Source organism: Kosakonia sp. LAM2021 (assembly GCF_016620385.1).
In the GTDB taxonomy this organism is placed as follows: domain Bacteria; phylum Pseudomonadota; class Gammaproteobacteria; order Enterobacterales; family Enterobacteriaceae; genus Kosakonia; species Kosakonia sacchari.
This window is the reverse complement of the sequence record NZ_JAENHT010000003.1, coordinates 246,097-258,870: the sequence shown is the minus strand read 5'-3', so window position 1 is coordinate 258,870 and position 12,774 is coordinate 246,097. Positions and strand designations below refer to the sequence as shown.

The 12,774-nt window shown below is 55.6% G+C and carries 11 protein-coding genes; 1 reads left to right on the top strand and 10 read right to left on the bottom strand.

The features are described 5' to 3' along the window. Positions 1 to 16 precede the first annotated feature (16 nt). The 6 genes from odhB to sdhC form a co-directional block, all read right to left on the bottom strand. Complete coding sequence (gene odhB / locus JKP81_RS09995) at positions 17 to 1,237, bottom strand: 2-oxoglutarate dehydrogenase complex dihydrolipoyllysine-residue succinyltransferase (RefSeq protein ID WP_200551607.1); 1,221 nt, start codon at positions 1,235 to 1,237, stop codon at positions 17 to 19. 14 nt (positions 1,238 to 1,251) lie between these two features. Then, positions 1,252 to 4,059, bottom strand: coding sequence for a 2-oxoglutarate dehydrogenase E1 component (gene sucA, locus JKP81_RS09990; RefSeq protein WP_200551606.1), 2,808 nt, complete (start codon positions 4,057 to 4,059; stop codon positions 1,252 to 1,254). Between the two features lie 376 nt (positions 4,060 to 4,435). After that, positions 4,436 to 5,152, bottom strand: coding sequence for a succinate dehydrogenase iron-sulfur subunit (locus JKP81_RS09985; protein WP_017455940.1), 717 nt, complete (start codon positions 5,150 to 5,152; stop codon positions 4,436 to 4,438). 15 nt (positions 5,153 to 5,167) lie between these two features. Next, positions 5,168 to 6,934: a succinate dehydrogenase flavoprotein subunit gene (gene sdhA / locus JKP81_RS09980; RefSeq protein ID WP_017455939.1), complete on the bottom strand. Its 1,767-nt coding sequence runs from the start codon at positions 6,932 to 6,934 to the stop codon at positions 5,168 to 5,170. Beyond that, entirely contained in the window at positions 6,934 to 7,281 is a 348-nt protein-coding gene (gene sdhD, locus JKP81_RS09975) for a succinate dehydrogenase membrane anchor subunit (protein ID WP_017455938.1), read from the bottom strand. Before sdhD ends, sdhA begins: the two co-directional genes overlap by 1 nt. After that, positions 7,275 to 7,679: a succinate dehydrogenase cytochrome b556 subunit gene (gene sdhC, locus JKP81_RS09970; protein ID WP_017455937.1), complete on the bottom strand. Its 405-nt coding sequence runs from the start codon at positions 7,677 to 7,679 to the stop codon at positions 7,275 to 7,277. Before sdhC ends, sdhD begins: the two co-directional genes overlap by 7 nt. A gap of 637 nt (positions 7,680 to 8,316) precedes the next feature. Here sdhC and JKP81_RS09965 point away from each other — a divergent pair. Continuing rightward, positions 8,317 to 9,603 carry a citrate synthase gene (locus tag JKP81_RS09965; RefSeq protein ID WP_017455936.1) on the top strand — a complete coding sequence of 429 codons (1,287 nt, stop codon included), beginning with the start codon at positions 8,317 to 8,319 and terminating at the stop codon, positions 9,601 to 9,603. A gap of 46 nt (positions 9,604 to 9,649) precedes the next feature. On the opposite strand, the gene nei is transcribed toward JKP81_RS09965, so the two are convergent. Genes nei through pxpB form a run of 4 tightly spaced genes read right to left on the bottom strand, consistent with a single transcriptional unit; the run spans position 9,650 to position 12,765 of the window. Beyond that, positions 9,650 to 10,441: an endonuclease VIII gene (nei, locus tag JKP81_RS09960; RefSeq protein WP_017455935.1), complete on the bottom strand. Its 792-nt coding sequence runs from the start codon at positions 10,439 to 10,441 to the stop codon at positions 9,650 to 9,652. 14 nt (positions 10,442 to 10,455) lie between these two features. Further along, the gene (pxpA, locus tag JKP81_RS09955) at positions 10,456 to 11,193 is read right to left on the bottom strand and encodes a 5-oxoprolinase subunit PxpA (protein WP_200551605.1); all 738 of its coding nucleotides are present in this window, start codon (positions 11,191 to 11,193) and stop codon (positions 10,456 to 10,458) included. After that, a complete protein-coding gene (pxpC, locus tag JKP81_RS09950; protein WP_200551604.1) occupies positions 11,183 to 12,115 on the bottom strand; it encodes a 5-oxoprolinase subunit PxpC in 933 nt (310 codons plus the stop codon). Before pxpC ends, pxpA begins: the two co-directional genes overlap by 11 nt. Further along, a complete protein-coding gene (gene pxpB / locus JKP81_RS09945; protein WP_017455932.1) occupies positions 12,109 to 12,765 on the bottom strand; it encodes a 5-oxoprolinase subunit PxpB in 657 nt (218 codons plus the stop codon). Before pxpB ends, pxpC begins: the two co-directional genes overlap by 7 nt. Positions 12,766 to 12,774: the final 9 nt, after the last annotated feature.

Genomic DNA, 12,774 nt, shown 5'->3' with positions numbered 1-12,774 from the left:
CGCCGGGCTAAGGACACTAGACGTCCAGCAGCAAGCGAGTCGGGTCTTCCAGCAGCTCTTTGATGGCTACCAGGAAACCAACGGATTCGCGACCGTCAATCAGACGGTGATCATAAGAGAGCGCCAGGTACATCATCGGCAGGATCTCGACCTTGCCATCAACCGCCATCGGGCGATCTTTAATGGCGTGCATGCCGAGGATCGCGCTCTGCGGCGGGTTGATGATCGGTGTAGACATCAGCGAACCGAACACACCACCGTTGGTGATGGTGAAGTTACCGCCGGTCAGATCATCAACGGTCAGTTTGCCGTCACGGCCTTTAACCGCCAGCTCTTTGATTTTCTTCTCGATATCAGCCATGCCCAGCGTATCGACATCGCGCAGCACCGGAGTTACCAGACCACGCGGCGTGGAAACCGCCATGCTGACATCAAAATAGTTGTGATAAACCACGTCATCGCCATCGATGGACGCGTTCACTTCCGGATAGCGTTTCAGCGCTTCAACCACGGCTTTCACATAGAAAGACATAAAGCCCAGGCGGATACCGTGACGTTTTTCAAAGGCGTCACCGTACTGCTTACGCAGATCCATAATCGGCTTCATGTTGACTTCGTTGAACGTGGTCAGCATGGCGGTGGAGTTTTTCGCTTCCAGTAGACGCTCAGCAACACGTTTGCGCAGACGTGTCATCGGCACACGTTTTTCAGTGCGACCAGCCAGCGGTGCCACCGGAGCGCTCGCCGGAGCAGCAGCCGGTTTCTCTTGTTTCGCCGGTGCTTTCGCCAGATGTTTCTCAACATCTTCACGCGTAATACGACCACCGACGCCCGTGCCTTTGATAGCGCTGGCTTCGAGGTTGTGCTCAGCCAGCAGGCGACGGATCGCCGGGCTCAGTGCGTCATTGTTTTGCTCTTCTAGCGAAGCCTGCTGGCGCTGCGCCGGCGTGGACTCTTTCTCTTCAGATTTGGCGCTGCTCTCTTTACCAGCGCTGTTGCCCTCTTTCAGGCGACCGAGGATCTGACGGGAAGTCACAGTGGTGCCTTCATCTTCCAGCACCGCGTCCAGAATACCGTCTGCCGACGCCGGTACTTCCAGTACCACTTTGTCAGTTTCGATTTCGACCAACACTTCGTCGCGTCGTACGCTATCGCCTGGTTTTTTGTGCCAGGTCGCAACGGTCGCGTCAGCAACGGACTCGGGCAGATCGGGAACAAGAATATCTACGCTACTCATTATTTATCCTTTAATTAATCGACGTTCAGCGCGTCATTTACCAGATCTTGTTGCTGTTTCTGGTGAACGGACAGGTATCCCACCGCCGGAGAGGCGGAGGCCGGGCGACCTGCATAACGCAGAGCGGCCCCAAACGGAATCACATCACGGAAATGATGCTGGCTGCAGTACCATGCGCCCTGGTTAAGCGGCTCTTCCTGGCACCAGACAAAATCATGTACGTGAGCGTAAGGTTTCAGCGCTTCCTGCACCGACTGGTGCGGGAACGGGTAAAGCTGTTCGATACGCACAATCGCGACATCTTTCTGGTCGTTTTTACGACGCTGTTCCAGCAGATCATAATAGACCTTACCAGAGCACAGGATCACGCGCTTAACGCCTTGCGGATCAAGATCATCCACTTCGCCAATCGCTGGCATAAAGGTGCCGTTCGCCAGCTCATCGAGCGTGGAAACCGCCTGCGGATGACGCAGCAGCGACTTCGGCGACATCACCACCAGCGGGCGACGCATACCGCGCAGTGCCTGGCGACGCAGCATGTGGTAAACCTGCGCCGGGGTAGACGGCACGCAAACCTGCATATTTTGTTCAGCACACAGTTGCAGATAACGCTCCAGACGCGCGGAGGAGTGCTCCGGGCCTTGCCCTTCATAGCCGTGCGGCAGCAGCATCACCAGGCCGCACATACGGCCCCATTTCTGCTCGCCGGAGCTGATGAACTGGTCGATAACTACTTGCGCGCCGTTGGCGAAATCACCGAACTGCGCTTCCCAGATGGTCAGCGTGCGCGGCTCTGCCGTGGCATAACCATATTCAAAGGCCAGTACCGCTTCTTCAGAGAGCACGGAGTCCCATACGCGGAACGCCCCCTGTGAATTGTGTACATGGCTCAGCGGCGTATAGGTGGAACCGTTCGCCTGGTTGTGGATCACCGCATGGCGATGGAAGAAGGTGCCGCGGCCGGAGTCTTCACCGGACAAACGCACCGGGATCCCTTCATCCACCAGCGTGGCATACGCCAGCGTTTCTGCGCCGCCCCAGTCGAATAGCTTCTCGCCGCTCGCCATCAACTGGCGGTCGCCGTAAATTTTCGCCACGCGGGACTGCATTTCGATGGCTTCCGGCACCGTACTGATGCGTTTTGCCAGCTCCTGCAAGCGCTTCATTTCTACCTTGTTCGGGTAGCTCTCATCCCACTCGTGGTTGAGGTACGGCGACCAGGTAAAGGAGTGCATATTCATCGGACGCCATTCGGCGACCACACACTCGCCCGCATCCAGCGCGTCGCGGTACAGGTTGACCATTTCGGTGGCATCTTCCAGCGTAATGGTTTTGTCCTGCTCCAGGCGATCGGCGTAGATTTTGCGCGGCGTCGGGTGTTTTTTGATTTTCTGATACATCAGCGGCTGGGTTGCGCTCGGCTCGTCGGCTTCGTTATGGCCGTGACGGCGGTAGCATACCAGGTCGATAAAGACATCGCGTTTGAAGGTATTACGGAAGTCAAGCGCCAGGCGAGTGACGAACGCCACCGCTTCCGGATCGTCCGCATTGACGTGGAAAATCGGCGCCTGCACCATTTTACCGATGTCGGTACAGTATGGCGTGGAGCGTGCATCCAGCGGGTTCGACGTGGTGAAGCCCACCTGGTTGTTAATGACGATACGCACCGTGCCACCCACTTCGTAGCCGCGTGCTTTGGACATGTTCAGGGTTTCCTGCACCACGCCCTGGCCCGCAACGGCGGCGTCGCCGTGAATGGTGATTGGCAACACTTTATTGCTGCTCGGTTCGTCAAGGCGGTCAAGACGCGCGCGAACGGAACCGATAACCACCGGGCTGACAATCTCGAGGTGTGACGGGTTGAACGCCAGCGCCAGGTGAACCAGGCCGCCTTCCGTTTCCACGTCGGACGAGAAGCCCATGTGATATTTCACGTCGCCGGTGCCAAGGTGTTCTTTATGTTTACCGGCGAATTCGTCGAACAGATCCTGCGGCTGTTTACCCAGCACGTTAACCAGTACGTTCAGACGTCCGCGGTGCGCCATACCCAGCACCACTTCGCGAGTACCGCTCTTGCCCGCGTGGCGGATCATCTCTTTGAGCATCGGCACCAGCGCATCACCGCCTTCCAGCGAGAAGCGTTTCGCACCGGGGAATTTCGCGCCCAGATAACGTTCAAGACCTTCTGCAGCCGTCAGCTCAGCCAGGAAGCGTTTTTTCTCTTCACTGCTAAAGCTTGACTTGCCTGTTGCGGACTCAATACGTTGCTGGATCCAGCGTTTCTCTTCGGTGCTGGTGATATGCATATATTCCGCGCCGATCGAACCGCAATAGGTCTCTTTCAGTGCGTTAATCAATTCGCCCAGCGGCATGGTGTCTTTGCCAATCGCAAAAGAACCCACGTTAAAGCTGTTCTGGAAATCGGCTTCCGTCAGATCGTGGTAAGCCGGATCGAGATCGGCAACCCTTTCTTGCTGCCACAATCCCAGCGGATCGAGGTTCGCATGTTGGTGACCACGAAAACGGTATGCGTTGATAAGTTGCAGGACTTTAACCTGCTTTACATTGGTGTCGGGGTCGGAAATAGAGGAGGAGTAACGTGAAGCATCTTTCGCCAGCTGACGGAAATAATCACGTGTTTTGGAGTGGAACTGATCCGGTTTGACTCCGGTGCCCGGTAACTGCTGGAACATAGATCGCCAGTTTGCATCTACCGAGTCAGGATCGGTTAAGAAGTCTTCATAGAGCTGTTCTATCCAGCTCTGGTTAGACCCAGAGAGGTAAGAAGAGTCCAGCCAGGCTTTCATTGCGCCGTTCTGCATCGTGATCCCTTAAGCATTGTTATGCTTACTTCGCCGTGGATAACTACGACGTACACCCGTTAGCGCACGTCCCAGGGTTCACTTGCGGGCTCTTGGTGGCCCGCGAAGGAACCTTTAAAAACTGCCTAATCTTCGCTGTCCGGGCTGCGACTGCGTTGGCTGCCTTTGCTTACCCTGGTCACATAGTTGACTATGCTCCCAGCGATGCGCTCAGTTGCCGCCTTGTCTCGCACCAGACATCTCGATTATGTCTACTGTGGCGGTTTTTAAAGGTTTCCTGCTTCCTTGTTACCCGGCGGCGCTAACGCTACCGGGCAAAAAAAACATCACTATTAATGTAGGCCGGATACGCGTCAGCGCCATCCGGCACTGACATTTATGCGCTTCGTTGCAACAACATCGACTTAATATGGCCGATGGCGCGCGTCGGGTTCAGCCCTTTCGGGCATACACTGACGCAGTTCATAATGCTGTGGCAGCGGAATACGCTGAAAGCATCGCTTAAACCTTCCAGACGGTTATCGGTTTCCGTATCGCGGCTGTCGATCAGGAAACGGTACGCCGCCAGCAGGCCAGCCGGACCGATAAATTTGTCCGGGTTCCACCAGAACGACGGGCAAGATGTCGAGCAGCAGGCGCAGAGAATACATTCATAGAGACCGTCGAGTTTTTCACGCTGGTCAGGTGACTGTAAGTGCTCTCTTGCTGGCGGATTTTGCCCATTATTCAATAAGTAAGGCTTAATCTTCTCATATTGGGCATAGAATTGTCCCATGTCCACCACCAAATCGCGGATCACCGGCAGGCCAGGCAGAGGACGAATCACAATCTTCTGTTTGCCATTGCCGAGTGCGGAAATCGGGGTGATACACGCCAGACCGTTCTTGCCGTTCATGTTCAAACCATCGGAACCACACACCCCTTCACGGCAGGAGCGGCGGAACGACAGCGTAGGATCTTTTTCTTTCAGCTGCATTAACGCATCCAGCAGCATCATGTCACGCCCTTCTTCGCCTTCCAGGGTGTAATCCTGCATGCGCGGCGCGTCATCAACGTCCGGGTTATAGCGATAAATCGAAAATTCGAGTTTCATAATCCTGTCTCCGCATTAATAAGTACGAATCTTCGGCGGGAATGCCGGACGCAGTTTCGGCTCCATATTGACGCTGCGACGCGTCATGGACTCCGTTTCTGGCAGATACAGTGAATGGCACAGCCAGTTTGCGTCGTCACGATCCGGATAGTCGAAGCGGCTATGCGCGCCACGGCTCTCAGTACGGAAGTTTGCGGAGACCGCCGTTGCATACGCGGTTTCCATCAAGTTATCCAGCTCCAGGCACTCAACGCGCTGGGTGTTAAACTCGGTGGACGTATCGTCCAGACGGGCGTTTTTCAAACGCTCGCGGATCACTTTCAATTGCTCAAGCCCTTTCGCCATCGCATCACCTTCACGGAAGACCGAGAAGTTATGCTGCATACACTCTTGCAGCGCTTTACGAATGGTGACCGGATCTTCGCCGTTGCGGTTGTTGTTCCAGCGGTTGAGGCGCTCAAGTGACGCTTCAACATCAGACTCGCTGGCGTCGCGCAGTGCGCCCTGCTCGGCGATCGATTCTTGTAAATGCAGACCTGCCGCACGACCAAACACCACCAGATCCAGCAGCGAGTTACCGCCCAGACGGTTGGCGCCGTGTACCGATACGCAGGCAATTTCACCCACTGCGAACAGACCCGGAATGACGACATCTTCGCCCTTCTCGTTCACCGTCAGCGCCTGGCCAGTTACTTTGGTCGGAATACCGCCCATCATATAGTGGCAAGTCGGGATGACCGGGATCGGCTCTTTCACCGGATCGACGTGCGCGAAGGTGCGCGACAGTTCAAGGATCCCCGGCAGGCGCGATTCCAGCACCTCTTTACCCAGGTGATCGAGTTTCAGTTTCGCGTGCGGACCCCACGGGCCGTCGCAGCCGCGACCTTCACGGATTTCGATCATGATGGAACGCGCCACCACATCACGACCCGCCAGGTCTTTGGCGTTTGGCGCATAACGCTCCATAAAGCGCTCGCCATGTTTGTTCAGCAGGTAACCGCCTTCACCACGGCAACCTTCCGTTACCAGCACGCCCGCGCCCGCAATACCGGTCGGGTGGAACTGCCACATTTCCATATCCTGCACCGGTACGCCTGCGCGCAGCGCCATGCCAACGCCGTCGCCGGTATTGATATGTGCGTTGGTGGTGGACTGGTAAATACGGCCTGCGCCGCCGGTCGCCAGCACGGTTGCTCGCGCTTTGAAGTAGACCACTTCACCGGTTTCAATGCACAGTGCGGTACAACCCACCACCGCGCCATCCTGGTTTTTCACCAGATCCAGCGCGTACCACTCGGAAAAAATCGTCGTGTGGTTTTTCAGGTTTTGCTGATAAAGAGTGTGCAACAGCGCATGACCGGTACGGTCCGCTGCGGCTGCCGTGCGCGCCGCCTGTTCGCCGCCGAAGTTTTTCGACTGGCCGCCAAACGGGCGTTGATAGATACGGCCATCATCCAGACGGGAGAACGGCAGACCCATATGTTCCAGCTCAAGAATCGCTTCCGGGCCGGTTTTACACATATATTCAATGGCATCCTGGTCACCGATGTAATCGGAACCTTTTACCGTGTCATACATGTGCCATTCCCAGTTATCTTCATGGGTATTACCCAGCGCAACGGTAATGCCGCCTTGCGCAGATACGGTGTGAGAACGGGTTGGAAAGACTTTAGAGAGCAGCGCACAGGTTTGCCCGCTCTGGGAAATTTGCAGCGCCGCGCGCATACCTGCGCCACCGGCACCAATGACAACAGCATCAAATTCTCTGACTGGCAGTTTCATTACACACCCCACACCACAACGAATCCATAAATCACGTAAACCGCAAGTGCAATGACGATAGCCAGTTGCAGCACCAGGCGCACAGCCAGCGATTTAACGTAGTCGGTCAACACCTGCCACATGCCAATCCAGGCATGGATCAGAATCGAAAACAGCGCCAGCAGCGTGAAGACTTTCGTGAAAGCGGAGGAGAAAAACTCAGTCCACACCACCCAGGTCAGATCGCCGTGTGTGGCAAAAAAACCGACCATATAGATGATGTATAACGTCAGGACGATGGCAGTAGCACGGACAAGAATAAAATCATGTACGCCGTTGCGTCCTAATGCGGAGGCGTTGCTTACCATACGAGGACTCCTGCGAGAATTGAAAGCACGACAGTGATTGCAAAAGAGAGATTAGCGGAACGCTTTCCTGCTTCGAAGGTTTCTTCCAGCCAGCCAAAATCCATTAACATATGGCGAATACCGCCCACAGCGTGATAAGCCAGCGCTGTCAGGATGCCCCAGAAAATGAATTTAACGAAAAAGCTGCTCATGATGGCAGAGGCGGTCAGGAAGCCCTCTTCGGATGACAGCGACAGGCCCAATAACCACAGCAGAATGCCAACCGCCACGAAAGTAATGACGCCGGAAACGCGGTGGAGAATGGAAGCTATAGCCGTAACAGGAAACCGAATTGTTGTCAGATCCAGATTGACAGGTCTTTGTTTTTTAACATTTTTTATCATGAATAACGCCCACATGCTATTCTTATAGTTTCCTTCCTCCGGTCTGCGTGCGGGTCAGACAGCGTCCTTTTCTATAACTGCTCGTCATGCAAAAAATTAGCTTCCAGATGCTAAACGACAGGTTACAACGCTGGGTGGCTCGGGATTGCAGGGGTATTCCGGAGACCTGGCGGCAGTATAGGTCGTTCACAAAATCATTACAATTAACCTACATATAGTTTGTCGGGTTTTATGCAGAACAGTGACCCCCATCACGATAACAACATTCTTTTAAATTTTAATCATCTGATTTGACAAAAGTTAAACATTCTTGTTACAAACAACGCCAGAAAGGGCTTATAATTCGCAAAAGTTATGGGGTCTTACTTTCACCTGAGAATAAGTTATGTAACAGTGTGATGGTATTGACCGATGTAATCAGGACAGTTATTAGTGATATACAGGTTTGATAAATTCGGACTGCTAAGACGCTGATTTGCTGTTTTTTCACTGTGTTTTCAATGTGTACTTGCACGCGCCCATCGCTCTGTACCCTGGTACCTCCTCTCAACAGAGCTGCGAGCTAAATAACAAACTGGTAACGTTGACGGGCAGTTGAATGCAAATCCGGTGACTGGCGGTCTTAAGCAATAAGGCGCTAAGGAGACCGTAAATGGCTGATAAGAAAGCAACCATCACCTACAATGGTGACGCTGCTATTGAACTGGATGTGCTAAAAGGCACGCTCGGTCAGGATGTGATTGATATCCGTAGTCTCGGTTCAAAAGGGGTATTCACTTTTGACCCAGGTTTTACCTCTACCGCATCATGCGAATCGAAAATCACCTTTATCGACGGTGACGAAGGTATTCTGCTGCACCGTGGTTTCCCTATCGACCAACTGGCGACCGAATCCAACTATCTGGAAGTCTGCTACATTCTGCTGTACGGCGAAAAGCCAACGCAGGAGCAGTTTGACGAGTTCAAACTGACCGTAACACGCCATACGATGATTCATGAGCAGATCACCCGTCTGTTCCACGGTTTCCGTCGCGACTCGCACCCGATGGCCGTGCTGTGCGGTGTGACTGGCGCGCTGGCGGCGTTCTACCACGATTCACTGGACGTTAACAATCCGCGTCACCGTGAGATTGCCGCGTTCCGCCTGCTGTCGAAAATGCCGACCGTCGCGGCGATGTGTTACAAATATTCCATTGGTCAGCCGTTCGTCTACCCGCAGAATAATCTCTCTTACGCTGGTAACTTCCTGCACATGATGTTCTCCACGCCGTGTGAACCGTATGAAGTGAACCCGGTGTTGGAACGCGCAATGGACCGTATTCTGATCCTGCACGCCGACCATGAACAAAACGCTTCCACCTCCACCGTGCGTACCGCGGGCTCTTCTGGCGCGAATCCGTTCGCCTGCATCGCCGCAGGTATCGCTTCACTGTGGGGACCGGCACACGGCGGCGCCAACGAAGCTGCGCTGAAGATGCTGGAAGAGATCAGCACCGTGAAACACATTCCGGAATTCCTGCGCCGCGCCAAAGACAAAAACGATTCGTTCCGTCTGATGGGCTTCGGTCACCGTGTCTACAAAAACTATGACCCGCGCGCAACCGTGATGCGTGAAACCTGCCACGAAGTGCTGCGTGAGCTGGGCACCAAAGATGATCTGCTGGAAGTGGCGATGGAGCTTGAGCACATTGCGCTCAACGATCCGTACTTTATCGAACGTAAGCTCTACCCGAACGTCGATTTCTACTCCGGTATTATCCTGAAAGCGATGGGTATTCCGTCGTCTATGTTTACCGTTATCTTCGCGATGGCGCGTACTGTGGGCTGGATTGCACACTGGAACGAAATGCACGACGATGGCATCAAAATTGCCCGTCCGCGCCAGCTGTACACCGGTTACGAAAAACGCGAGTTCAGCTCCGATCTGAAAAAAGATTGATAGCCAACCCGCAGAAAAAAACGCGCCTGAAGGCGCGTTTTTTATTTTAACGCTGACAAGCCGGGCACCAGTAAAACGGCCGGGACGACATGGTGGTTTTCTCAATTATCCCGCCGCAACGCTCGCACGGTTCGCCTGCGCGGTGAAACACCTTAAAGCGAAACAGCGCGCCGTGGTGTTTATTCTCATCCACCACGCCGCGTGTCTGATACGACAAACGGGGAATATCCAGCAGCGCATGCGCTAACACGTCGAGTTGTTCTTCGCTTAGCTGCAAAACGTTGCGCTGCGGTGCCAGGGCGCTTTGCCAGAGAATTTCGACACGCAGGTAATTTCCCAGCCCGGCAAGAAAGGCCTGATCGAGCAATAACCCCGAAAACTGGCGACGGCGAAAACGGGGTGAGAGCAGCCGTTCTTTTACCTGCGCCACGGTCAGCGACATATCCAGCACATCCGGCCCGACACGCTGTAAAAACGGATGTTGCGCCAGTTGCCCGGGCGTGAGCAGCGCGATATCCGACGCGCTGTACAGCAAAATCGCCTTTTGCTCCGTTTGCAGCCGCACGCGCAGCACACGGTTGGTTTGCGGGATCTCCCCCGCCTCAACCACGCGCCAGATGCCGTAAAGCTGGTTATGGCTGTAAAGCGTTAGCCCGCCAGAAAAATGGGTCAGGAGCGCTTTTCCCCGCGTTTCAATGTTCTCAACGCACTGCCCCACAAGATCAGCGGCGAACCCCTTCAACGACGGCAGGCCAAACCAGACATCCGTTAATGGTTTGTTTTTAACAGCGGCTTCAAGCGTATCTGCCGCCCGGCGGATCTCCGGTCCTTCCGGCATAAAAACTCCTTGCGTTAGTGGGCGGAAATCAACACGCCACGTTGGGCGAAGGCACTATGTAAGCGGCGGGCAAATAGCAACGCATGCTCACCATCGCCATGCAGGCAGACCGTTTGCGCCTGCACATTAACAAACTCACCGCTGACGCACCTCACCCGGCCTTCAAGCACCATGTCCAGCGTTTGCGCCAGCGCCAGATTGTCATCATCAATCAGTGCACCCGGCGCACTGCGCGGCACCAGCCGACCATCGCGGAGGTAGCCACGATCGGCAAACACCTCCTGGCGCGTACGCAGACCATAACGCTCACCGGCATGAATTAACTCGCTGCCCGCCAGCCCAACCAGAATCAATGCGGGATCTGCATCATAAACCGCTCCGGCAATGGCATCGGCCAGCGCCGCGTCATCCGCCGCCTGGTTGTAGAGCATACCGTGCGGTTTCACATGGTGCAGTTTGCCGCCTTCGGCACGCACCATCGCCGCCAGCGCACCAATTTGATACAGCATTTGGGCATAGACCCTATCCGGCGGCAGATGCATCGGCGTGCGGCCAAAGTTTTCCCGATCCGGGAATGAGGGATGCGCGCCCACCGCCACGCCGTTACGCAATGCTTCGCGCACACAGGTCAGCATGGTTTGCGCATCACCTGCGTGGAAACCGCAGGCGATATTGGCGGAAGATACAAGCTGGAGTAACGCCGCATCGTTGCCGCAGCCTTCGCCGAGATCGGCGTTTAAATCAATCTTCATTGTGCAGACGCCATGCCAGTTGATCGAGATAGATACGCTGCTCGCGCCGCGCCTTCAGCGCCTCATCCAGCGAGCATTGAACAAAGTGTATCGACTGCCCCAGTGGGATTTGCGCCAGGTGGTACATATCCGCCTCGATAATGCAGGCAATTCGCGGGTAACCGCCGGTGGTCTGGGCATCATTCATCAGCACTATCGGTTGCCCGTTAGAGGGAACCTGGACGACGCCCGGCAACAAGCCGTGGGAAAGCAGTTCGCGTGACGTAGTGCGCACCAGCGGCTGCCCCTGTAAACGGTAACCCATGCGGTTACTCTGCGGGCTTATCTGCCACGGCAAACGCCAGAACGCCTCCTGCGAGGCGCTGTCAAATTCGTGATATTCCGGCCCCGGCAACGCGCGAATACGGTTGCCCCACAGCAACTGTTTTACTCCTTGCTGTGTGTGAAAATGACGGACAGGTTCACCCAGCGGCAACACATCGCCATCGCGCAGTAGCCGCCCTTCCAGCCCGCCGATAGCGGTTTTCAGATCGGTGCTGACCGAGCCCATTACCGCCGGCACGGCAAAGTTCCCGGCAACCGCAAGATAGCTGCGCACACCGTGCAACGGCCTTTTCAACACCAGTCGCTGCCCGGCCTTTGCGGCAAACCGCCAGCCGGTCCACACCGCTTTACCGTCAAGCTTCGCCTCACAGCCTGCGCCAGTAAGCGCAAACCAGGCATCGCGACCAAATACCACTTCGCACTGACCAAAAGTAATTTCCAGCGCCGCCGCCGCCGGCGCGTTCCCCACCAGCGCATTAGCAATTTGCAACGCGGGTTCGTCCAGCGCGCCGCAGTAGCTGACGCCGGACTGGCGCAAGCCAATACGTTTACCGCCCTGCAAGGTGGTATACATTCCCGCACGGATAATTTTCAGCATACGCCCTCCTTGCGCGGCACAAACCGCAGCGTGTCGCCCGGACGTAATAGCACCGGCTCCGGCAAGCGCGGGTTGAACAACGCCAGATCGGTGCGGCCAATCAGGTTCCAGCCGCCAGGCGTTTCCAGTGGGTAAATGCCGGTTTGCGCGCCGCCAATGGCGACAGAACCGGCGGGAACACTCACACGCGGTTCGGCGCGGCGCGGAGTGGCAAGCGCCTCCGGCATCCCGCCCAGATAAGGGAAACCGGGCTGGAAGCCAAGAAACCACACCACGTAATCGATAGAAGCATGCAGCTCAACGACCTGCTTTTCCGTCATCCGGCAGTGTTCCGCCACCAGCCCCAGATCCGGCCCGGCCGCTTTGCCGTACAGCACCGGGATCTCAATGGATCGTGACTCGGGCTCCAGCGCCTCGCTCTCTTCCCACCAGCGCTGTAAGCGCTCAATCGCATCAAGCGCCAGCGAATGGGGATCGCGCAGCACCACCGTAATGTTATTCATCCCCGGAATGGCTTCCACCACGTCCGGCACGTCCGCCAGCCGCTGCGTCAGCCGCCAGATACGCTTTTGCGTCGCCAGTTGTACCGGTGGCTCCAGTTCCAGCACCACCGCGCTTTCACCTAACAAATAACACCGTGCTCGCTGCACTTGCACTCT

Coding starts and splice junctions, on each gene's coding strand:
- odhB (WP_200551607.1), bottom strand. CDS start 1,237: ATGAGTAGCGTAGATATTCTTGTTCCCGATCTGCCCGAGTCCGTTGCT.
- sdhD (WP_017455938.1), bottom strand. CDS start 7,281: ATGGTAAGCAACGCCTCCGCATTAGGACGCAACGGCGTACATGATTTT.
- JKP81_RS09965 (WP_017455936.1), top strand. CDS start 8,317: ATGGCTGATAAGAAAGCAACCATCACCTACAATGGTGACGCTGCTATT.
- pxpC (WP_200551604.1), bottom strand. CDS start 12,115: ATGCTGAAAATTATCCGTGCGGGAATGTATACCACCTTGCAGGGCGGT.
- sdhC (WP_017455937.1), bottom strand. CDS start 7,679: ATGTGGGCGTTATTCATGATAAAAAATGTTAAAAAACAAAGACCTGTC.
- JKP81_RS09985 (WP_017455940.1), bottom strand. CDS start 5,152: ATGAAACTCGAATTTTCGATTTATCGCTATAACCCGGACGTTGATGAC.
- pxpA (WP_200551605.1), bottom strand. CDS start 11,193: ATGAAGATTGATTTAAACGCCGATCTCGGCGAAGGCTGCGGCAACGAT.
- sucA (WP_200551606.1), bottom strand. CDS start 4,059: ATGCAGAACGGCGCAATGAAAGCCTGGCTGGACTCTTCTTACCTCTCT.
- sdhA (WP_017455939.1), bottom strand. CDS start 6,934: ATGAAACTGCCAGTCAGAGAATTTGATGCTGTTGTCATTGGTGCCGGT.
- nei (WP_017455935.1), bottom strand. CDS start 10,441: ATGCCGGAAGGACCGGAGATCCGCCGGGCGGCAGATACGCTTGAAGCC.